Genomic DNA, 23,641 nt, shown 5'->3' with positions numbered 1-23,641 from the left:
TTCTATTATGACTAAAAACGCAAAAAACTCAAGTAAACAATACTTGAGTTTCAAATGAAATGTGCTTTATTTAAAATATATAAAAAGTTATTTCAAAGGTTGCCACTGCCAATTTTCTATTTCGGGCAAGTCAGCCCCTTTCGTTCTTGTATAGATAACATGTTTATCAAGCATATCTGTCATTTCTTGAATAAGACCAGTATGCTTGATAGCGACATCATGTGGTAGTGCCGTAATCACTGACTTGACCAGGTTAAACCTGTCAATTTGATTGAGTACACGCATATCAAATGGTGTTGTAATATCACCAAATTCGCGATAGCCATGAACTGTTAGATTGTGATTATGACGCTTGAAAAAAATCGATTCAATCATAGGTTCATAACCGTGAAAAGCAAACAAGACAGGTGTATCTGTTGTGAAGTAACTATCAAATTCATCATCACTCAAACCATAAGTTGCGTCTGCACGTAATTTAAACAAATCGAGTACGTTGATATAACGAATTTTCAATGTTGGTATATGTTGGTGGAGAATTTGTATCGCTGCTAAACTTTCAGTAGTTGGCTCGGAGCCAGCAGAGGCAATAATGATATCAGGTTTTTCACCATGATCAGTACTTGCCCAGTCAATCATGCGCAATCCGTTTTTAACAAGTTGCCGTGCTTCATAAGGAGAAAACCATTGCAGACGGGGATGCTTACTTGCAACAATATAGTTGATTTGTTGTGTCATTTGTACAGCATGTTGGAAAGTTGCAACTAAACTATTGGCGTCTGCTGGGAAGAATTCACGAACAAAATTAGGCTGTTTTTCGTATAACATTGTTGTGACACCAGGATCTTGGTGTGAATAACCATTATGATCTTGTTGGAATACTGTTGAGTCAGCAATGATATTTATAGCTGGTACATCTTTACGCCATGATACCTCATGCGAATGGTTCAGCCACTTGAAGTGTTGTACAATCATATCATCAACTTCACGAATGAAGATTTCATAACTTGCAAAGAACCCATGTCGACCTGTCAGAGTATATGCTTCTAACATACCCTCGTCATAGTGTTCAGATAGCATCGAATCAATAATACGACCTTCAGGTGCCATAAATTGATCATTTGGCTCTTTAATTGGTAGCAACCATTGACGATTGGTTGTTTCAAAAACGTCTTGAAAACGGTTAGAGGCTGTTTCATCTGGCCCAAAACCACGGAAATTAGTAGGATTGAGTTTAATAATATCTCTGATATACTCCCCTAGCAGAGTTGCATCTTGCGCTAGGCGTTTTCCTGGTTTAGCATCTTTAACGAGATAAGCATCGAGATCAGGAAGTGACAAAGATTTAATGATACCAGCGTTGGTAACAGCGTTACTTGCCATACGCAGGTCTTTTTTAGGCAATACTTCTTGAATAGCTTCTGCTAAATGACCATTTTTATCAAATAACTCTTCTGGTCTATATGACTTTAGCCAATTAACGAGATCTGGTATATACTCAGGATGATTTTGGTCAACTGGAATTGGAATTTGATGCGCGCGAAACGAATTTTCAATAGGTTGACCATCCCAAGTTTTGGGACCAGTCCAGCCTTTGGGTGAACGTAAAACAATCATTGGCCAAATTGGGCGAGTAACGTTATCATTTGTTTGTTGTGCCGCATGTTCACGAATCTGTTTGATTTCTTCAAATACAGTGTCCATTGTTTTGGCCATTTCTTCATGAACTTGCATGATAGACTTATCAAACGAACTAACGAAATAAGGATGCCAACCAAGACTATGGAAATATTCTGCTAAGGTATCATCAGATTCTCGTGACAAGACTGTTGGATTAGCAATTTTGAAGCCGTTTAAATTCAAAATTGGTAGTACAGTGCCGTCATTTTTTGGATTTAAAAACTTATTGACATGCCATGATGTAGCAAGTGGTGCGGTTTCAGCTTCACCATCTCCCACCACTACAGCAGCGATAAGATTTGGATTATCTAATACAGCACCTGCACCATGCAGTATCGAATAACCTAATGCACCGCCTTCGTGAATAGAACCAGGTACCTTTGGATCGGCATGTGAGGCAACACCGCCCGGAAATGAAAAACGTTTAAACATTTTTTGCATGCCAGTCAAATCTTGTGTAATCTCTGGAAACGCTTCAGTATAGCTACCATCTAAGTAGGCATTGGAAATCATGACTTGGCCACCATGTCCAGGGCCTTCAATATAAAACATATCTAAATCAAATTTGTTAATCGCACGGTTTAAATGTGCGTAAATGAAATTTTGACTAGGAATGGTTCCCCAATGACCAATAGGATGAATTTTTATTTGATCTGCGGTGAGTTTTTCTTTTAGTAGTGGATTGTCTAACAAGTAAAGCTGACCAACTGATAGATAATTAGCTGCTCGCCAGTAAGCATCTAAATGACGAAGATAATCTTTTGAGTCAATATTCATGTTTATTCCTCCAAGTTATGATGATATATGACAACGTGCATGAAATAATCATGTAAAAGCACAGCGACGTATGATCATTACTTTGCAAAGTATTATGAAAAATTTAAAAATCAAATTGTCAAACATCAACTATTTTTTTACACCCTTAGCGTAATGTTTCTTTCTTAAAAAGTCAATACCAATATTTAAATTGGACCGAACCAATTTAAATATTGGTATTGAATTATATAAAATAATGTCACTCATGGTAGGTGTCTATGAGCGAAAAAAATTATTTTATTAAGTGGCTAAGGTTTGCATTATTTTTATGATGTGTGGTAGAATCATTTTGTTATTAATCGATTAATAATTAACATGCTAGGGGTGCTTTTGAAAAAGCTGAGAGAGAAGTGATAGACTTTGAACCCTTTGAACCTGATCTGTTGCAAACAGCGTAGGAAAGTATGATACATACGATGACTGCTCACACAATCGTAAAAAACCATACCATATCTATTTAGAGTGTTTGTAATGATAACCATTGTTATTACAAATGCTTTTTTCTATACGTTACTTTTAAATTTAGGAGGGCATTTTTTGAACAAACATATTTTCTTGGCCGCACCATTTAAACAACTGCTTACGGCAGAACAGGTGATAGACTCGCGAAACAAGAACATGATCAACAAAGTGATTCAACTACTTGAAAATCAACATTTTATAGTTGATAATGCGCATAAACGCGAAAATTGGGGAAGAAATATGATGTCACCAAATCAGTGTACGCATGCAGATTTCCAAGCTATTAAAAGTTGCCAGTTATTTATGGCATTTCCAGGCACACCTGCTTCTCCAGGAACACATATAGAGATTGGGTGGGCTTCGGCATGTGAAAAGCAAATTGTCTTACTTTTACAAAAAGATACAACCTACGCTTATTTAGTCACTGGTTTAGGTGCAATTGGCAATGTGACATATCTGTACTATGCAGATGCAGCTGATTGTTTATCGCAAATACAACATTTTCTAGACTAAGATAGATAGTTACTAAAATTAATTAAGGGGATTGGTATGACAACTTATAAAACATTTGATAGTGCCTATATGTCTGTATTAGATGATCTTTATTATCATGCAGATTTTTATAATGCGCCACGTGGCTTTAAAAGCCGTGAAAAGTTAGCGTTTGATTTTGAAATTGAAAATCCAGTGCAACGTGGTATATATAATACAAAACGTAAATGTAATATTATTTTTAATTTTGCAGAGGCCTTGTGGTACTTATCTGGTAGTAATAAGCTAAGCGATATTAGTTATTACAATCAACGTATGACTAATTATTCAATGGATAAGCAAACGCTGACGGGTACAGCATATGGCTCTAAAATTTTTCATTTTGGACAAGGACAACTGAATCAATGGGAAAATGTTAAAAAAATTTTACGTAAAGATCCAGATTCTAAGCGTGCTGTGATTCAAATTTTTGATGCCAATGAATTGGCGGTGGCAGACAATTTGGATGTTTCATGTACGCTTGGTTTGCAATTTTTAATTCGTCATAACAAATTGCAGATGATTACCTATATGCGGGCAAATGACGCATTTAGAGGTATGGTGAGTGACGTGTTTTCGTTCACTATTATACAGGAGTTAATGGCAACTGAACTTAACCTTGCCGTAGGTAATTATTATCATCGTGTAGGCACCATGCATATCTATGAGCCAGATAATCAATGGGTCACTCATGTATTAAAAGAAAAGCGATATAATCAATTTGTTTTCCCCAGCATGCCGAAGGAAAATAACTGGTTAATGATTCAAAAACTTATGACATATGAAAAGCAATTACGTCAGAATCAATTGACAATGAGTTGGCAATCTATCGAGCAAACAGGCCTATCGGTATATTGGCAACAAGTATTGGCTTTATTGAGCATTTATCAAATGATTTATTATCATAAAATAATTGACGACGTCATAGTCGCACATTTGTTACCAATATATCGTTTTTTTTTACATAACAAGTGGCCAAATATAATAAAAGCAGGCAAATTATGATAGAAAATATGTTCAAAAATAATAAAATTGCTGATCAGTTTAATCGGTATAATGATGTGTTAGAACAAGTTTTAGGATATGATAAAATATTCTCATTCTTTTCAGGAAAATCAATCGACACTATTTTAGATTACGGTTGTGGACCGGGGAAAGTATCGCTTAGACTAGCACAACAAACAAATGCTCATATTTTGGCGGTGGATGAATCTCAAAAAATGATCAACTTGGCTAAAACAGAAAGATCACACAAAAACGTTGTTTATGGTGTTGTTGAAAATGATAGTTTAAAGGATGTACAAGAAAATACAATTGGTGGCGCTATCGCTTGTTACGTATTTATAAATAATCATTCTGAAAGTCGTATTCAACATATTATGGCTGAAATATATCGTGTGCTTCAACCAGGTAGTTGTTTTATTATATTAGATACAAATCCAAATACGACAGGCATTCCGTTTTCAACGTTTCAAAATGGGGTAACTAGTAAGCATTATGGTTATGGTGAATCAAGAGTAGAAACATTACATGTTTCTCAGGGCGAAAATCTTATTTTGCATGATTTTCATTGGCCCAATCGTATGTATGAAAATAATTTAAAAAAGGCAGGATTCTTAAATATACAGGTAACTTACCCGGTGCTAAGTGATTTTACGACGGCGCAATTAAAAGAGATTAAAAAAAGATATCATTATAATGGTTGGACGAATGAAAAAACAAAAGCGCCATTTATTATGTATCAAGCAATTAAATAATAATGATAAACAAGCAACATATTTATTTCTTATAAACATAAGTGATTAGTTATATTTTATAAATTATTTAATTAAAATTGCTAAAAAAATTTGACATAATAATGTTTTTCTATTAGAATCAATATATATCATATAAAAAATAGAAGAAAAATAAATGAAAATAACAATAAGAAAATCAAATAATTTTGCCATCGTTAACCTACTGCTCATCTGTTGATTAGTAGGCTAATTTTTGTGACTGTCTACTAAAATTTTTCAATTTAGTGGACAGTTGGTAATGTGTTTAAAAAGTGCAGACCAACTGTGAAAACAGTTGGTCTGCACTTTTTAAATAGAAAAATATAAACTATTAAAGAGGTCAAAATGATTAATGTAGAAAAATTTATTCATACACGCAAACGTTTGAAAATGTCACAAATGTCACTTTGCATCAATATTTGCACGCAGGCTACTTTGTCTAAATTTGAAAAACATAGACAAGTGCCAGCGGTTGATATTATGATCTTACTATGTGAACGCTTAGGATTAACACTCAACGATATTTTTCCAATTCATGTGACACTAAAAACAACATCTAATGAACAGGTTCTAGCACTTGCCATGAAAGCGCTGTTTTATCAAAATCTAGTAAAATATCATCAGCTGATGACACAAGTTGACATCGATAACCTACTGGATTCAGAGCAAAGCACTTATCAATTGTTACAATATTTTTCATTGGTTTTTTTTCAGAAAAATGATGTAAAAGCAACAAAATTACTCAAAAAAATTGATGTTTCACAATTTAGTCAACTACAACAATTATTATTTTATGCGATAACTATCCATTATTATTATCAACAAGGCTTTTTTAATGAAGCAGAAAAAATATTTGATGATGTCTGGCGGCATCAGAAAAACCTAATGGTAGCAGATAGATCAGGTTTTCAAGCAGCAATATTCTATTTATTAGCACAGTATCAAATGTCGCTTAAAAACTATAAATATGCTATGATGTTGGCAACTTATGGAATTAATTTCACAAATGATAGTGATAGCACTTATTTTTTAGAAAATTTATTTTGGTTACTGATAGAAGCTGGCGACATATGGCATAATCAACATTTTATTGTCAATGAAATGATTAATAATGTCCGTATGATTGCAAAATTTCATAAAAATGAAAGTATGCTGAATAAAATTAATCAGCGAAAAAAGGATATATAATATGACAACATTAAAAGTAGAAAATTTACATGTTTCGGTGGCAGGTAAAGAAATTTTAAAAGGCCTTGATTTAATTGTCAATACAGGTGAAATACATGCAATTATGGGTCCCAATGGTACCGGAAAATCAACGTTATCGCAAACAATTATGGGACATCCCGCATACCAAGTGACCCAAGGCAATATTTACATTGACGGTCAAAATTTAGCTGAAATGTCAGTTGACGCACGCGCACGCGCGGGATTATTTTTGGCTATGCAGTACCCCTCAGAAATTCAAGGTGTCACTAATACTGAATTTATGCGTGCGGCAATTAATGCGCGACGCCCTGAAGATGATCAAATTAGTGTGATGTCATTTATTGAAAAGCTAGATGAAAAACGTGAATTTTTGGCTATGACTGAAGAAATGGCGGAACGTTATCTAAATGAGGGATTTTCTGGTGGCGAAAAAAAGCGAAATGAAATTTTACAGATGATGATGATTCAACCACAAATTGCTATTTTGGATGAAATTGATTCTGGATTAGATATTGATGCCTTAAAAGTTGTTTCACGTGGTGTTAATAGTATGCGTTCTAATGAATTCGGGGCACTGATGATTACACACTATCAACGTTTGCTTGACTACATTGTACCTGATTTTGTTCATGTGATGATGGACGGTAAAATTGTAAAAACAGGCGATGCCAACTTAGCCAAAAAATTGGAGGCTGAGGGGTACGCAGGATTGCGAGATGAACTTGGTTTGGATGTTCACCTGACAGACGAAGAAACAAATTCGTATTTTGTGGAGGATTAATATGGTTGATAATATTGCAATAGCATCTCTACCATTGCCAGAGTTCGCTAAAGTTCGATATAGTGGTTGGCAACTTGATGAGCTGACACCGGCTACAGAAAATACTAAAACAACTTACTTTCTGAAGAATACTATCAGTGGCATCGAAGTGAGTGGGCAATCCACTACGTATCAACATTTGTCGGAAAATATGATAGCACAAGGTGTCATTGTAATGGGCATGAAACAAGCACAGATGGTGTATGGGCCCTTAGTTAATAAACTCATTGGTAGTGTTATTTCAAAACGCGCTGATCGTTTATCTGCTCAAAACTATGAACAATTTAATACTGGTATATTTGTATATATTCCAGACCAAGTAAAATTTGATGATGTTTTGCATCTCACATTGAATCATTTGGCTATGTCAGGTCAAGATTTTGTGGCTCGAATTTTTGTTTGTGTTGGCGCGCATGCGAAAGTTACTATTCTGCAAGAAATGCATACGATTGGTTCTGAAAAAACAAAGGCCTCTGTGGTAATAGAAGTATTGGCTAAGGTTGGTGCACAAGTGACTTACGCTAATATTGATTCTTTAGGGGAACAGACAACCGCATTCATTAACCGAGAGGTCCTAGTTAAAGACCATGCTACTGTTGATTGGCAAAATGCGGAATTTAATGATGGCAATGTCGTGATGCGAGTAGCTAGTCAACTAAATGGTGAAGGCGCCACATCGCATGCTAATGTCATTGGATTAACGATAAAAAAACAAACGCAAGGCCTAGTTACAACTGTTCTAAATAAAGGCCGACATACTGTTGGTCATATTTTTCAACGTGGTGTAATTTTAAATCGTTCAACCTTGGTGTTTAATGGTATTGGTCAAATAATTAAAGGCGCCAAGGGATCAGATGCGCAACAAGAATCACGCGTATTGATGTTATCTCGTCGAGCGAGAGGGGATGCTAATCCGTTATTGCTTATTGATGAAAATGACGTCACAGCAGGGCATGCTGCTTCTGTGGGCCGTGTGGATGACGAGCAAATGTATTATTTAATGAGTCGTGGCATTAGTGAACGCGTGGCTCGTAAGTTAGTTATTCGTGGCTTTATGGGAGAGGTTTTAATGAAAATGCCGACTCGGGCAGCCCAACAAAAAGTGATGTCAGAAATAGAAAGAAAGTTACAATATGAAGACGATTAGATCTGATTTTCCGATTTTAAATCAAAAAATTAATGGTCAACAAATGATTTATTTGGATAGTGCAGCGACGTCACAAAAACCACAAGTTATGATGGATGCCTTGGTTAATTATTATCAAAATGATAATGCTAATGTGCATCGTGGTATTTACGAACTCTCACAACGTGCAACTGAGCAATATGAACAAGTTCGTGATAAAGTACAAATGTTTATTCATGCAAAAAAAAGAACTGAAATTTTATTTACGCGTGGGACAACTGAATCATTGAATTGGTTGGCAAGCACATATGGTGTTGATCAACTCAAACCAGGTGATGAAATCCTTTTATCATATATGGAACACCATTCAAATATCGTACCATGGCAACAACTAGCACAACGTGTTGGAGCCAGTTTGAAATACATTGCCCTCAATAATGATGGCACATTAAATTTAACTGATGCTAAACAAAAAATGACTAACAAAACTAAAATAGTTGCCCTGACACATGTTTCTAATGTGTTAGGTGTTGTTAATCCTATTAAATTGCTCGCCCAAATGGCTCATGAACATGGTGCTATTATGATTGTAGATGGTGCACAATCAGTGCCCCATATGGCAGTCGATGTACAAGATATGGCTGTTGATTTTTTGGTTTTTTCAGGACATAAAATGTTGGGGCCAACAGGCATTGGTGTCTTATACGGTAAAAGTGAACTATTAGAAAAAATGACCCCAGCACAATATGGTGGTGAAATGATTGAACGCGTAAATTTACAGGAAGCCACGTTTCAACCAATACCTTGGCGTTTTGAAGCTGGGACACCAAATATTGCCGGTGCTATTGGACTAGGTGCAGCTATTGATTATCTAACTCATATTGGTATGGCTGACGTGACAAAGCATGAACATGAATTAGTAGGTTATGCACTATCACAACTGAATAAGATGCCGGGAATTACAATTTATGGGCCACAAAATAGCGAGCATCATACAGGTGTGATTGCGTTTAATATGGCTGGCGTGCACGCTCATGATTTAGCAACAGCGCTGGATCAATTAGGCATAGAAGTACGGGCAGGGCATCATTGTGCGCAACCTCTTATGGATTACTTAGGTGTTGCAGCAACAGTGCGTGTGAGTTTCTACCTGTATAATACCCGTGAAGAAATTGATCGATTGATTGATGCGCTTAAAAAAATTAAGGAGTATTTTAACCGTGAGTTTGCACAATTTAGATAATTTATATCGCCAGACAATCATGTCATATGCGCAATATCCGCATCATTTTCGACAAATGTTGGGACAAGAAACGTATCATATACAAAAATATAATCCAACTTGTGGCGATATAATTGATTTGGCATTTGATATTGTCGATGATAAAGTGACTGATATTCATTTCTATGGTGATGGTTGTGTGATATCAAAAGCATCAGCATCTATGATGAGTGATTTGGTATCTGGGAAAACGCGCGCACAAGCTACACTTTTAGTGACAGAATTTTCTAAAATGATGCGTGGTGAGGCAGCCGATGTTAAGTCTCTTGGTGAACCTCAGATTTTAGCTGGTGTGACAAAATTTCCAGCGCGTATCAAATGTGCCACACTAGCATGGCATGCTTTAGATGAATTATTAGTCATAAAAGATGATAGGAGGTGCGATGATGGAAATAGATAGACAAGAGGCGATTGATAAGACTCGTGCAGCGATTGCAGTTGATAAAGCTAAGGCGTTAGGTTTTCAAGATGATTATAAGGCAGTATTTTCGACAGGCAAAGGATTAGACGAGGGCATTATTCGTCAAATATCTGCTAAGAAAAACGAGCCAGAATGGATGTTAGATTATCGGTTGCAAGCGTATCAAACATATCTTGATATGCCAATGCATAGTTGGGGACCAGATTTGAGTGACATTCGGTTTGAAGATATTTATTATTATAATAAACCAACAAACGATAAGTATCGTGATTGGAATGATGTGCCAATTGAACTAAAAGAAACGTTTGAAAGATTAGGTGTCCCCGAAGCAGAACGGAAATGGTTGGCTGGATCTTCCGCACAGTATGAATCAGAAGTGGTGTATCATCGTATGAAAGATGAATTTGCTAAAACGGGAATTGTTTTTACTGATACAGATACGGCAGTGCAAGAGTATCCAGAACTGATGAAAGAATATTTTGGTTCTTTGGTGAAACCAACCAATAATAAATTAGCCGCTTTAAATGCTGCGGTTTGGTCGGGTGGCACCTTTATTTATGTCCCCAAAGGCGTGCACGTTAATACGCCAATTCAATCATATTTTCGAATAAATACAGAAAACGAAGGGCAATTTGAACGCACGCTGATCATTGTTGATGAGGGTGCACATGTTGATTATGTTGAAGGCTGTTCAGCACCGATGTATTCTGGAGATGCTTTACATGCAGCCGTTGTTGAAGTTATTGTCAAAAAAGATGGTTATTGCCGGTACACAACAATTCAAAATTGGTCAAATAATGTGTATTCGTTGGAAACAAAACGTGCATCTGCTCATGAAAATGCGACTATGGAATGGGTCGATGGTAATTTTGGATCGAAAACAACGATGAAATATCCATCAGTTTATTTGAATGGTGAGGGCGCAAAGGGCACTATGTTGTCAATTGCGGTTGCTGGTGAAGGCGTTAATTTGGATTCTGGCGCACAAATGATCCATAATGCTAAAAATACGTCATCATCCATCATCTCAAAATCAATTGCACACGATGGTGGGAAAACAGATTATCGTGGGACGGTCAAGTTTGGCCGTGAGTCTGATGGGTCGTTTGCCCATGTCGAATGTGACACAATTCTGGTTGATGATCAATCATCAGCAGACACAATCCCGTATAACACAATTTTAAATGGCAATGTATCGATGGAACACGAAGCAAAAGTTTCACGTGTTTCTGAAGAACAACTATATTATTTGATGACACGTGGTATTTCTGCAGAAAAAGCCACAGAAATGATTATCATGGGATTTATTGAGCCTTTCACAAAAGAATTACCAATGGAATATGCCGTAGAATTAAATCGCTTAATGAAATTTGAAATGATTGGATCGGTGGGGTGAATATGCCAGAAAAAATAAAAAATGACATTATGGCTATTTTAGAAACAGTAATTGATCCAGAATTGAGAATTGATATTGTTAATCTGGGATTAATTAATTGTGTTGATATTAATGATACTGGTGATGTGATAATAAATATGACACTGACTACAATGGGTTGTCCGTTAAGTAGTGTGCTGGAAGAAATGATTGATGCAGCATTAATTATCTTACCGGAAGTGAAGACAACTAAAGTGGTATTCACATGGGAACCAGCTTGGAAAATTGATAGAATGTCTAGATACGCCAAAATGGCATTAGGGTTATAAAAGTATCTTAATTATATAAAATAGGAATAAAAATAAACTTTTGTTTGACGCTCAACTGGTCATTAGTTATGATTATCATATTAAATTAAAAGGAAATTTTTCACATGATAAATCGGATTACAGTACAAATGAATAAAATAAATTCAGCCCTTCTCCTCAACTTGCTCAGACAAACCCTAGCAAGTTGAGCTTTTAAGCTGGCTGTTAGGTATTTACCTAATGGCTAGTGAATTAAAGGATGTGCGTGCGTAATCCCGGACTAGTCAATCTGACTAGTCCGGGATTTTTAATTTCAGGAGGAAATTATGACAAATAAAGTAACTTTTTATGATACAACAATGCGTGATGGTGAACAAACAATTGGGGTTAACTTTTCAGTTGAAGAAAAAATTGCCATAGCAAAAGGTTTGGATGACTATGGCGTATCAGCAATTGAAGCGGGATTTCCTGCAGCTTCTCAGAAAGATTTTGAAGCAGTGAAAAGTATTGCAGAAGTTGTGAACAAAGCAAAAGTTGTTGGTTTGGCACGGTTAGTTAGAAATGACATTAATGCGGTAATTGAAGCAACAAAAGGTGCCAAACAGCCAATGATTCATGTGTTTATTGCTACATCACCGGTTCATCGTGAATTCAAGCTGCATTTGACTAAAGAAGAAATTTTAGACAAAATCAAAGCAGATGTCACTTTTACTAAGCAACATATCCAAGACATTGTGTTCTCACCCGAAGATGCAACACGCACTGAACCCGATTTCTTGGTGGCAAGTGTGCAAGCAGCCATTGATGCTGGCGCAACAATGATTAATATTCCAGACACTGTTGGTTATGATACGCCAGAAGAATACGGTGAAGTTTTTGAAAATTTGCGTCGAAATATTGTTGGTTTTAACACAGTTGGTTGGTCAACACATACGCATAACGATTTGGGAATGGCTACGGCAAATGCCTTGGCGGGTATTGCGCATGGTGCAACGGAAATTCAAGGCACAATTAACGGAATCGGCGAGCGAGCTGGTAACGTTGACATGATTGAAGCGGCAGCAGCTATATATGTTCGACATGAAAAATTCAATGTCGAAACAGATATTGTTTTGTCACATTCAAAGGCCATTTCTGATATTGTTGCACGCGCAACACATATGCCAGTTGCCAGTAATAAACCAATTATGGGACGAAACGCGTTTGCTCATGAATCTGGTATTCATCAAGATGGGTACTTAAAAAATCCAGAAACATATGAAATTTTGAAGCCGGAAATGGTCGGTGCAATGGCATCCTTGCCTTTGGGTAAACTATCAGGCTCACATGCAGTTATGTCAAAACTAAATAATCTAGGCTATGATGTGACACGTGATGATATGAAGGTGATTTTTCCAATTTTTAAATCAGTGGCAGAAGAATCAAATTTGATTACAAATGAACAATTAAAGGTCATTATGCAAGTTGTTGAAGAAAAAGAAATGGTGAGTTATCAATAATGACATCAGTAAAAAAAATAGTCGTATTAAAAGGCGACTACATCGGCCCTGAAATCATGACGGCTGGTTTAGCAGTATTAGAGGCAGCGACAAGGAATGAAACATTTGCATATGAACTCATAGACGCACCTTTTGGTGGGGATGGTATCGATCGTGCGGGAGATCCACTACCACAATCAACTATTAATATTGCAAAACAGGCTGATGCGGTGTTACTTAGCGCTATTGGTGGTCCTAAATGGGATAATATGTCCCGTCGTCCGGAACAAGGACTACTAGAAATTAGATCACAACTTAATTTATTTGCTAATATACGACCAACAAAAGTGACATTGGCACAAATTGATTGGTCACCATTAAAACCAGAATATGTTAAAAATACGGATTTCGTAATTGTTCGTGAATTGACTTCAGGCGCCTATTTTGGAAAACCACGCAAGCTTGAAGAACATCAAGCCATTGATACGATTTACTACAATGAACAAGAAGTAACTCGAATTATGCACCAGGGGTTTAAACTGGCTCAGAAACGGCATAAACATGTCACCATTGTGGACAAATCAAACGTATTAGCTACGTCAAAATTTTGGCGAAAAATTGCAAATGAAGTGGGTAAAAATTATCCAGGTGTTGCAATTGATTACTATTATGTTGACGCAATGACAATGGCTATTATGTCAAAACCTGCAACATTTGATGTTGTGATTACGCCTAATTTGTTTGGGGACATTTTAAGTGATGAAGCAGCACAAATCACAGGTTCAATCGGTCAAATACCTTCTATGTCAATTGGTGAAAATGGTCCTAATTTGTATGAACCAATTCATGGATCAGCACCAGACATTGCTGGTCAAGGCATAGCGAACCCAATTTCAATGGTAAATACAGTAGCTATGATGTTGATCGAAAGTTTTGATGAAAAACGTATTGCAGCTAAAATGACTACAGCAGTGGATTATATTATTAAAAATCATTATGTGACACCAGATATGGGTGGTGTGATGACGACCGATGAAGTCACACAAAAAATGATTGCTTATATAAAAAAACATGAATTGGCGGCTATAAAATGAGCAAAACATTATTTGATAAAATTTGGGATAAACATGTCATTACAGGGGAAATTGGTGAAGCGCAACTGATGTATGTGGATTTACATTTAATACATGAAGTGACTTCACCTCAGCCATTTGATGGGTTAAGAAGTACGAATCGCCGTGTGAGACGACCAGATTTGACTTTTGCAACCATGGATCATAATGTACCAACGAAAGATATATTTAATGTGCAAGATCAAATGTCAAAATTACAGATGGATACGTTAGTTCAAAATACAAAAGAATTTGGTGTGCCATTGGCATCAATTGGAGATGATAAGCAAGGCATTGTGCATGTTGTGGGACCAGAAAGAGGGCTGACACAACCTGCCAAGTTGATTGTTTGTGGTGATTCGCATACGGCAACTCATGGTGCTTTTGGTGCAATTGCCTTTGGTATTGGCACTTCTGAAGTTGAACATGTGTTAGCAACCCAAACGATTTGGCAAATTAAACCAAAGACAATGGGAATCAAGGTCACTGGAAAATTGCTCAAAAATACTTATGCAAAAGATATTATTATGGGCATTATTGCTAAATATGGTGTGTCATTTGGGGTCGGTTATGCGATTGAATTTTACGGAGAAACTGTTGAGAACCTTTCAATGGAGGCCCGTATGACGATGTGTAATATGTCAATTGAAGCTGGTTCAAGAACTGGTATGGTACAACCAGATCAAACGACATTTGATTACATTAAAGGCCGTGAACAAGCACCAAAAGACTTTGAAGCTGCTAAAAATTATTGGTCACAATTCTACACAGATGATGAAAGTGATTTTGATGAGACGTTGACTTTTGACGTATCAAATTTGAAACCAATGGTAACATGGGGAACAAATCCAGGCATGGCTACACCTGTTGATCAATTATTACCCGCAATCAAAGATGATAATGATGCAAATGCCTATGAATATATTGGATTGCATCCCCATATGAAGGCAACTGACATTAATTTGGATTATATTTTCATCGGTTCCTGTACGAACAGTCGTTACGAAGATCTAGAAATTGCTGCAAACATGATGGAAGGGCATCACTTAGCGCCTAATGTCACTGCTTGGATAGTGCCTGGCAGTCGGGCAATTCGAAATCGGGCAATTAAATCAGGAATTGCCAAAGTATTTGAAGACGCAGGTTGTGAGTGGCGCGAACCGGGATGTTCAGCATGCTTAGCTATGAATCCAGATAAAATTCCAGCGGGAAAGCATGTTGCTTCAACATCAAATCGGAATTTCATTGGCCGGCAAGGTGCAGGGTCAAGAACACACTTAGCTTCTCCAGCCATGGTTGCTGCAGCAGGTATAGCTGGCCATTTCGTTGATATTACAGCAGATGAATTTGTATAGGGGAATAGTATGGAAGCTTTTGTAAGAGAGACAGGTAGAGCGGTTGTTATGCCAAATGACAACATCAATACTGACATTATCTTGCCTAAACAATTTTTGAAAAATATTTTAAAAACGGGGTTTGGCAAAGACTTATTTTACGATTGGCGTTACAATGCCGACGGTTCGTTGAATGAAGCATTTGAACTGAATAAGCCAGAGCACAAGGGGGCCTCAATTTTAATTACAGGAGATGATTTTGGATCAGGGTCATCACGAGAACACGCGGTATGGGCGTTGACGGATTATGGCTTTAGAGCGGTAATTGGCGGCGGATTTTCAGATATCTTTTACATGAATGCAACTAAAAACGGTTTGTTGCCAATTGTTTTACCAGAAGAAAATCGCCAAATATTACGTGGTATTCAAGCTGATGAATATATTCGAATTGATTTGCCTAAGCAAACTGTAACTTATAAAGATGACATTTTCCATTTTAATATCAATTCACAATGGAAAGAAAAATTTATTAATGGTGAAGATGATATTGATAATACGATGAAGTATGAAAAATTAATCACTGCCTTTGAAAAGCAACGACCAATTTTTTTATAGTCAATAGTTAATGAAACAAGCAATCAGTGTGTACTAACGTATAAATATAACTAAAAAAAAGCAAAATATTAAAGGGATGGTATTTTATAATGACAGAAGCAACAACGACAAAGATTCACTGGAACGGCAGCGTTCAAAGTGAAGCCATTAGCATTTTGAAAGAAGATGGCGGCATGATTGTTAGCCCAACAAAAGTTGGTTATATTATCATGACTTCAGATGACAAAGGTTTGGAACGTAAATTTGCAGCTAAAAACCGTAAACGCAACAAGCCTGGTGTGGTGCTATGTGGTTCAGTAGAACAAGTAAAAGAATTAGCTCAGATGACACCGGAAATTGAACAGATGTATCAGAAGCATTGGGATGAGGATATCTTGTTGGGTTGCATCTTGCCGTGGAAAGAAGAAGCTAAGAGTAAGATACCAAATGATGGGACAAAAGATTTAATGATGGATAAACGCGAAACCAGCTGCTTTGTTATCAAATTTGGCACACCGAGTGAAAATATTGCCAAAGAAATGTGGGGGAAATATGGTAAGTTCTCATTTGCTAGTTCGGCTAATCCTTCTGGTAAGGGAAATCGAGGCGTAGTCACTGGTATTGGTGACCAAATTGAAAATGCTGCTGATCTAATCATTGAAGCAAATGACTATGTCGCATCAATTCAATCTGATAAGAATTTGGATACACGTTATGAACAAGGTGTGATGGTGTCAATGGTTGATGAATCAGGCCAGCTAATTCCAGAACAAAATGGTATTGTTGGTGTTCAGCCGGCACCAATCTTGATTAGAAAGGGACTAGATGTTGATAAAATCATGAAAAATATGAGTGACATTTTCCCGTCTTGGGATTATCGGCACGGATTCTACTATTGATTCAAAAGTTAAAATTTTCTCGTAGGAGTGGTATCTTAAACAGCAACAAATCAGCCCTATTATTAAAGCTTAAAAAATTTTTGTAACGATATTTTGTCATCTAAAAACGATGCAAAAGGACATTTTTTGTACGTTAAGGACATGTTTTGTTCAAAAAATGTCCATCAAGTCACGAACATGATAATCTACTATTAGACAATACGAGGAGAAAATTTATGATGTTGATGACAAAAAAACACGCGACAATTCAGTCCGATGCTTTACGCTATGGCAGCGTTATTCTGATTTTTTTAATAGCCGGCATACTTTTATTGCTGACTCGTGCGACACAGTATCCTGAAATGATTGCGATGGCTTATTTGTCGTTTACAATGGGTTTACATCATGCGTTTGACGTCGATCATATTGCAGCTATTGATAATATGACACGTAAGATGCTTAATGATGGTAAAAATACAAGAGGTGTGGGTTTTAGTTTTTCATTTGGACATTCAATGGTTGTCGTGTTAATGGCATTATTAACAGTAGTATTTGTTGAGTGGGCTAAGGATACCATGCCCATTTTTGAGCAAATTGGGGGTGCTATTGGTACGTTGATTGCAGGAATCATGTTACTCATATTGGCTAGTGTTAATAGTGTCATTTTACATGACATTTGGTTGAAATTTAAGAAGATGAGCCATCAGCGCAACCAACCCATTGAAATGGGCAAACAGGTCGTGACATCTAAAATCTATCACTTATTTTTAAAATTATTAGGAATGATTAAACATAATTGGCAAGTAGCTTTTGTTGGCTTTTTATTTGGCTTGGGATTTGATACGGCAACACAAATTGCAGTGTTGGCAACATCGGCTACCGCAGCAAATGCAGGTGTACCGTGGTATGCAACAATGGCTTTTCCGTTGTTATTTACTGCTGGTATGTGTTTAATGGATACGGTAGACGGCTTTTTTATGAGTACCACCTATAATTGGGTATTTTCATCACCCTATCGTAAAGTTTATTATAATTTAACGATTACCGGCATTTCTATATTGGCAGCGGGCTTTATTGGTTTTATTGATTTGGTGCAGTCATTTAGCGCCATGTTTGATTGGCACAATGTATTGACACGCTGGGTAGCAGCTTTAGACTTTAATAAAATGGGATTAATCTTGGTCATGATGTTTGTAGTCACTTGGATAATTGCTATCATATTTTGGCACATCTTTAAATTAGCTGATAAAGAGGACGTGGGTGTCATAACGGAAAATAGGGGTAAATAATAACACGAAGCATTGTTAATAATTAATTGGCATGAGCGCGCATAAAATTTTTGAACGTTAGAAGCACGAATAGGCGATTTGATGTCGCAAACTATATTTTGTATGAACACATGAGAATATGTTAAGATGAAAGTGTCTTGAAAAATATACAAAATAAATGATGGGTTTTGCGCAGATGATTGTTAGAAATAAAATTTCTGCACGAATAATGTTACTATGGCAAATAAATATGAAATTATTAAAAAAAGTATTCTAGATAAAATATTGCGTGGTACGTATAAAAAAGATCAGCAACTGCCTACTGAAAGTGACATGATGTCTGACTTTTCAGTAAGTAGATATACAGTGCGCCGTGCCATTTCGGACTTAGAAAATGAAAAATTTGTTTATCGGGTGCAAGGTGGTGGGTCTTTTGTAGCCGATTGGTCGGTCACAAAAAAGTTTGAAGATGCACCAAAAGTCATTGGCATCTTGTCTACGCATGTGGCATCGTATATTTTCCCAGCTATTATTGATGGTGCAGACCAAGTTTTATCTGAAAATGGGTTTTCTCTTGTTTTGGCTAACACACATAATGACCCTGTGCGCGAACGTACAGCACTCACAAATCTCATGGGTCAAAATTTAGGTGGATTAATTATAGAGCCCACTCAAAGTGCATTAGACACAACTAATATTGATCTCTATCAAAAGCTTGAACAAATGAATATTCCTATGGTATTTATCAATGCAGCCTATAACAATTTTGAGGGAACCAAACTCGTTAGTGATGACAAGTTAGCTTTTGAACGTGCGACAAATTATCTGATTAAAAGAGGACACAAAAAAATTGTCGGTGTTTTTCAAGTTTCTGATAGTCAAGGTGTTCATCGTATGGCAGGTTATCTAAAAGCCTATCAGGACCATCCCAATATTTTACCGTACTGTACCCCAATTATGTACAAATCTGATGAAGTGACTGATGCTTTACATGATATTAGTGAACTATTAGCAAAGAAACCTGAGAAAAGGCCAACCGCAATTATTGCTTATAATGATCAATTAGCGATAAGAACGATTGATTTAATACATGATGTTGGATTAAAGGTGCCAGAAGATGTATCTGTGATAGGCTTTGATGATTTTCAAATGTCACAGTATCTGTCTCCAAGACTGACGACAATGACGCATGCAAAGGAAAATATGGGAAAAGATGCGGCCCAATTGTTGTTGCAAAAAATAAAACATCATAAAACTAATTCTGTCGTGTATAGTTCTAAGTTAATAGAACGAGAATCTGTAAGAGATATAGGATGATTTTTTGACAGATACAATATTTTTTTCATCAATTCATTGTAATTTTAAAAATATTTACGATAAAAACATTCTGCTTCTATATGCCTCAAAGTCTCAATTGATAAAGTTTTTTTGTAATAATGCCGTGATCTTTGTCTAATCATATCTCGGCCTAGTTTGCTATACTGTTTTTATCATTAATTAGTGATATTATGACTATACGTAGTTTTATTCATAAATAATGATGCGGGAGGTTGGCATGATGTCTGAAATCAATGATAGCTTAAGTTGTTTAGTTGATGGTGCGAGTAAAAATATTACAGAAGGTATTTTATTACAGGAACTAGATTTAGATTTGCAAAATACCATTTATCATGATTATCCTAATAGCACAGAGAATGATTTTATTTGTTTAGATCATTTACTTAAATATCGTTTAGCTAAGATTGATAAAATGATATTACTGAAGCATAGAGAAAGTATTCATGTTAATAACAGGTTAACGCATATATTAACAGATAAAAATTTCAAAATTGTCAATGTCAATAAACATCAAAAGGAATCCTACACTTTTGGTCAAAAAGTTGCGGATAAAGTTGCACATTTTGGTGGTAGTTGGCGGTTTATCATCATATCCATTTGTGCAATGATTGTGTGGATTAGCATTAATGTCTTTCATTTGTTCAACATGCATTTTGATTCGTATCCATTTATATTATTAAACCTGTTTTTAAGTATGGTTGCTGCGCTACAAGCACCATTAATATTGATGAGTCAAAATAGATCATCAGATTATGATCGGTTACATGCGGATAATGATTTTCATATTAATTTAAAAACAGAAGAAGAAATGCGCGTTTTGCATGCGAAAATTGATCGCATTATCCAAAAGGATAATCCTGATTTATTTGAAGTTCAAAAGTTGCAAACAAAAATGCTAGGTGAATTGCAACAACAGATGAGTGCGTTGGAGCGGAAGAATAAGTGATATACATCATTAAATAAAGAAAAAGCAGTTGCGTTTAGGTTTATTCCTAAATACAATTGCTTTTTTGATAGCGTTATTAGTGTGTTGCTTTTCCTATGCTACCAAATATGGACATACGCTCAGTTAATGATTTTTCTATCGCTACGACACCAGGGGCCAGGAATTTTCGAGGATCGTAATTTTTACCCTGCAAATCCTGTCCCGATAAAACAAAGTCCCGAACTGCTTGATGAAATGCTAATTGTGCCTCAGTATTAACGTTAACCTTAGCGACACCTAAAGCAATAGCTTTCAGAATTTGGTCATCGGGTACACCGGAACCACCATGTAAAACAATAGGGACATTGTATCCTGCAACATCGTTAACAGCAGTTGTTAATTTTTGTAAATGATCAAGATTCAGGCCGTGCCAATTATCTGGATAAGCGCCATGGATGTTGCCAATACCAGCGGCTAAAAAATCGATTTGAGTGTTCACCATTGCAACTGCATCTGTAATTGGGGCAATTTCACCGTTACCGATAATACCATCTTCTTCGCCACCAATGCTACCGACTTCTGCTTCGACTGATATACCTTTTTCATGCGCAATTTGTACAATTTCACGCGTTCGAGCTAAATTTTCGTTTAGTGGTAAATGTGAACCATCAAACATAATGGATGTGAATCCAGCGTCAATAGCTGCTAGAGATGCATCATAGTCACCGTGATCGAGGTGAATAGCAATTGGAACTGATATATCGAGTGCGTCGTCTAGATCTTGAATTAAATGAGCCACTGTTTTATAACCACCCATATACTTAATGGCGCCCATAGAAGCTGCTACAAATGTAGGCGCTTTTTGAGTTGCTGCCATATGCAAAATAGCTTTGGTCCATTCCAGATTGTTGGTGTTAAAGGCACCCACTGCGTACTGCTCAGTCCGTGCCTGTTGAATAATTTCTTTTCCTGAAACGATTGTCATTTAGTGATACCATCCTTTTTTGGTTAGTTTAGAGCTTCAATCAAAAAGATATTAGATGACTATACCAATTTTTGATTGACAGTTCTTTAGTAGTTAGTTCATGTTGATGGCTTCAATAGAAATTTATAGAAACAAAGCGTATTAATATCTTACATACACCTAGAGTATATGGGAATAATAATAGTAATAGCTGAGTAACTTAATTCTTTTGTAAGCGTTTACTTTTTGAGTATAAGTGAAATTATACAACTTTGAAATTTAAAAAGCAACAACTTTTATAATGTGTACCAATTGAAGTGATTTGACATGATTTTGGAAACATAATTGGATATGACAGTCAAACGTAATTCATCAGATAAAATAAAATACATTTGACTTATACGTATAAATGTTGTAAACTTTGTTTGTAAGCGTTTACAACGAACTTATTAATTCTAGATAAATGTAATTTTGCTGTACATGATTATAAATAATCCAGTAAAAAGAGGAATTTAAAGTGGCTGATATAAAAGATTATAAGTTTTGGTTTGTGACAGGATCTCAATTTTTGTACGGACCGGAAGTATTGACACAAGTTGAAGAAGACTCAAAAAAACTGATTAACAAATTAAATGAATCAGGTAAATTACCTTATCCAATTGAATTTAAAACGGTTGGTGTCACTGCGGAAAACATTACAAAAACAATGATGGAAGCAAACTATGATGATTCTGTGGCCGGTATTATTACTTGGGCACATACATTCTCACCAGCAAAAAATTGGATTCGTGGTACGCAATTATTAAATAAACCCCTTATGCATTTAGCAACACAAATGTTGAATACGATTCCTTATGACACGATTGACTTTGATTATATGAATTTAAATCAATCTGCTCATGGCGATCGTGAATATGCATTTATTAATGCGCGCCTACGTTTGAACAACAAAATTATTTTTGGGCACTGGGCCGATGATGATATTCAAACGCAAATTGGTAAATGGATGGATGTCGCTGTTGCCTACAATGAGAGTTTTAAAATTAAAATCGTCACATTTGCGGATAAAATGCGTAACGTGGCGGTGACAGATGGCGATAAAATTGAAGCTCAAATCAAGTTGGGTTGGACAGTAGATTATTGGGGTGTAGGTGACTTAGTTGCCTATGTTAATGCAGTTAATGATGATGATATTGACCAGCTGTATGAAGACTTACAAGAAAAATATGATTTTATTGAAGGAAAGAACACGCCCGAAAAATTTGAGCACAATGTTAAATATCAATTACGTGAATATATTGCGCTTAAGAAGTTTATGACTGACAAAGGTTATTCAGGATTTACGACTAACTTTGAGGACCTAGTTGGTTTGGAACAATTACCTGGCTTGGCTGTTCAACTGTTGATGGCTGATGGTTATGGATTTGCCGGTGAGGGTGATTGGAAAACAGCAGCCCTAACGCGTTTACTAAAAATTGTTTCTCATAACCAGGCAACAGCCTTTATGGAAGACTACACACTGGATCTGCGTAAGGGGCATGAAGCAATTTTGGGATCACATATGTTAGAGGTTGACCCAACAATTGCCTCAGATAAGCCACGTATTGAAGTGCATCCACTAGATATTGGTGGTAAAGAAGATCCTGCACGTTTGGTCTTTACTGGACGCACAGGTGATGCGATTGATGTCACGTTAGCTGACTTTGGCGATGAATTTAAATTGATTAGTTATGAAGTTACCGGGAATAAACCTGAATCTGAAACCCCATTTTTGCCTGTTGCTAAGCAACTTTGGACACCAAAATCAGGGCTTAAAGCTGGTGCAGAAGGCTGGTTAACAGTTGGTGGTGGCCATCATACAACGTTGAGTTTTGCAGTGGATACTGAACAATTGACTGATTTAGCGAAGTTATTTGATCTGACATTCGTAGATATTAAGTAATGGTGT

At 36.3% G+C, this 23,641-nt stretch carries 21 protein-coding genes and 1 riboswitch; of the genes, 19 read left to right on the top strand and 2 right to left on the bottom strand.

Features of this window, described 5'->3' with window-relative positions:
• Positions 1 to 87: 87 nt before the first annotated feature.
• Positions 88 to 2,454: a phosphoketolase family protein gene (locus EUI_RS0103180; RefSeq protein WP_010016023.1), complete on the bottom strand. Its 2,367-nt coding sequence runs from the start codon at positions 2,452 to 2,454 to the stop codon at positions 88 to 90.
• A 349-nt stretch (positions 2,455 to 2,803) separates the two neighbouring features.
• Positions 2,804 to 2,911, top strand: a riboswitch (TPP riboswitch).
• Between the two features lie 119 nt (positions 2,912 to 3,030).
• Here EUI_RS0103180 and EUI_RS0103175 point away from each other — a divergent pair.
• The 18 genes from EUI_RS0103175 (at position 3,031) to EUI_RS0103085 (ending at position 20,750) form a co-directional block, all read left to right on the top strand.
• Positions 3,031 to 3,468 (top strand): nucleoside 2-deoxyribosyltransferase, encoded by a 438-nt coding sequence (locus tag EUI_RS0103175; protein WP_029508507.1) that lies wholly within the window; start codon positions 3,031 to 3,033, stop codon positions 3,466 to 3,468.
• A gap of 36 nt (positions 3,469 to 3,504) precedes the next feature.
• On the top strand, positions 3,505 to 4,491 hold the full coding sequence (locus EUI_RS0103170; protein ID WP_010016021.1) for a thymidylate synthase: 987 nt from the start codon (positions 3,505 to 3,507) through the stop codon (positions 4,489 to 4,491).
• The gene (locus EUI_RS0103165; RefSeq protein WP_010016019.1) at positions 4,488 to 5,243 is read left to right on the top strand and encodes a class I SAM-dependent methyltransferase; all 756 of its coding nucleotides are present in this window, start codon (positions 4,488 to 4,490) and stop codon (positions 5,241 to 5,243) included. Before EUI_RS0103170 ends, EUI_RS0103165 begins: the two co-directional genes overlap by 4 nt.
• A gap of 363 nt (positions 5,244 to 5,606) precedes the next feature.
• Complete coding sequence (locus EUI_RS0103155; protein ID WP_010016016.1) at positions 5,607 to 6,449, top strand: helix-turn-helix domain-containing protein; 843 nt, start codon at positions 5,607 to 5,609, stop codon at positions 6,447 to 6,449.
• A gap of 1 nt (position 6,450) precedes the next feature.
• Positions 6,451 to 7,251, top strand: coding sequence for a Fe-S cluster assembly ATPase SufC (gene sufC, locus EUI_RS0103150; protein ID WP_010016014.1), 801 nt, complete (start codon positions 6,451 to 6,453; stop codon positions 7,249 to 7,251).
• A gap of 1 nt (position 7,252) precedes the next feature.
• A complete protein-coding gene (gene sufD / locus EUI_RS0103145; protein ID WP_010016013.1) occupies positions 7,253 to 8,437 on the top strand; it encodes a Fe-S cluster assembly protein SufD in 1,185 nt (394 codons plus the stop codon).
• Positions 8,424 to 9,659 (top strand): cysteine desulfurase, encoded by a 1,236-nt coding sequence (locus EUI_RS0103140; protein WP_010016011.1) that lies wholly within the window; start codon positions 8,424 to 8,426, stop codon positions 9,657 to 9,659. Before sufD ends, EUI_RS0103140 begins: the two co-directional genes overlap by 14 nt.
• Complete coding sequence (sufU, locus tag EUI_RS0103135) at positions 9,637 to 10,098, top strand: Fe-S cluster assembly sulfur transfer protein SufU (protein ID WP_010016010.1); 462 nt, start codon at positions 9,637 to 9,639, stop codon at positions 10,096 to 10,098. The genes EUI_RS0103140 and sufU overlap by 23 nt, the downstream gene beginning before the upstream one ends.
• Positions 10,085 to 11,515, top strand: a complete 1,431-nt coding sequence (gene sufB / locus EUI_RS0103130) for a Fe-S cluster assembly protein SufB (RefSeq protein WP_010016009.1) — start codon at positions 10,085 to 10,087, stop codon at positions 11,513 to 11,515. The genes sufU and sufB overlap by 14 nt, the downstream gene beginning before the upstream one ends.
• Positions 11,516 to 11,517: 2 nt before the next feature.
• Positions 11,518 to 11,823: a metal-sulfur cluster assembly factor gene (locus EUI_RS0103125; RefSeq protein ID WP_010016008.1), complete on the top strand. Its 306-nt coding sequence runs from the start codon at positions 11,518 to 11,520 to the stop codon at positions 11,821 to 11,823.
• A gap of 305 nt (positions 11,824 to 12,128) precedes the next feature.
• Entirely contained in the window at positions 12,129 to 13,301 is a 1,173-nt protein-coding gene (locus EUI_RS10030) for a 2-isopropylmalate synthase (RefSeq protein ID WP_010016007.1), read from the top strand.
• Positions 13,301 to 14,374 (top strand): 3-isopropylmalate dehydrogenase, encoded by a 1,074-nt coding sequence (leuB, locus tag EUI_RS0103115; protein WP_010016006.1) that lies wholly within the window; start codon positions 13,301 to 13,303, stop codon positions 14,372 to 14,374. The genes EUI_RS10030 and leuB overlap by 1 nt, the downstream gene beginning before the upstream one ends.
• Positions 14,371 to 15,747: a 3-isopropylmalate dehydratase large subunit gene (gene leuC / locus EUI_RS0103110; protein WP_010016003.1), complete on the top strand. Its 1,377-nt coding sequence runs from the start codon at positions 14,371 to 14,373 to the stop codon at positions 15,745 to 15,747. Before leuB ends, leuC begins: the two co-directional genes overlap by 4 nt.
• 9 nt (positions 15,748 to 15,756) lie before the next feature.
• Entirely contained in the window at positions 15,757 to 16,341 is a 585-nt protein-coding gene (gene leuD / locus EUI_RS0103105; protein ID WP_010016002.1) for a 3-isopropylmalate dehydratase small subunit, read from the top strand.
• Between the two features lie 89 nt (positions 16,342 to 16,430).
• Entirely contained in the window at positions 16,431 to 17,219 is a 789-nt protein-coding gene (locus tag EUI_RS0103100; protein WP_029508505.1) for an L-threonylcarbamoyladenylate synthase, read from the top strand.
• 215 nt (positions 17,220 to 17,434) lie between these two features.
• Positions 17,435 to 18,487 carry a HoxN/HupN/NixA family nickel/cobalt transporter gene (locus tag EUI_RS0103095; protein WP_010016000.1) on the top strand — a complete coding sequence of 351 codons (1,053 nt, stop codon included), beginning with the start codon at positions 17,435 to 17,437 and terminating at the stop codon, positions 18,485 to 18,487.
• A gap of 216 nt (positions 18,488 to 18,703) precedes the next feature.
• Positions 18,704 to 19,783, top strand: a complete 1,080-nt coding sequence (locus tag EUI_RS0103090) for a GntR family transcriptional regulator (protein WP_010015998.1) — start codon at positions 18,704 to 18,706, stop codon at positions 19,781 to 19,783.
• A 241-nt stretch (positions 19,784 to 20,024) separates the two neighbouring features.
• Positions 20,025 to 20,750, top strand: a complete 726-nt coding sequence (locus tag EUI_RS0103085) for a DUF1003 domain-containing protein (RefSeq protein ID WP_010015995.1) — start codon at positions 20,025 to 20,027, stop codon at positions 20,748 to 20,750.
• Between the two features lie 76 nt (positions 20,751 to 20,826).
• On the opposite strand, the gene fba is transcribed toward EUI_RS0103085, so the two are convergent.
• Complete coding sequence (gene fba, locus EUI_RS0103080; RefSeq protein WP_010015993.1) at positions 20,827 to 21,714, bottom strand: class II fructose-1,6-bisphosphate aldolase; 888 nt, start codon at positions 21,712 to 21,714, stop codon at positions 20,827 to 20,829.
• Positions 21,715 to 22,210: 496 nt separating this feature from the next.
• On the opposite strand from fba, the gene araA reads away from it, so the two are divergent.
• The gene (gene araA, locus EUI_RS0103075; RefSeq protein ID WP_010015992.1) at positions 22,211 to 23,635 is read left to right on the top strand and encodes an L-arabinose isomerase; all 1,425 of its coding nucleotides are present in this window, start codon (positions 22,211 to 22,213) and stop codon (positions 23,633 to 23,635) included.
• Positions 23,636 to 23,641 lie beyond the last annotated feature (6 nt).

Source organism: Leuconostoc gelidum subsp. gelidum KCTC 3527 (assembly GCF_000166715.1).
Classification (GTDB): domain Bacteria; phylum Bacillota; class Bacilli; order Lactobacillales; family Lactobacillaceae; genus Leuconostoc; species Leuconostoc gelidum.
The sequence above is the reverse complement of the archived record's forward strand: the minus strand, read 5'-3'. Positions and strand labels throughout refer to the sequence as shown.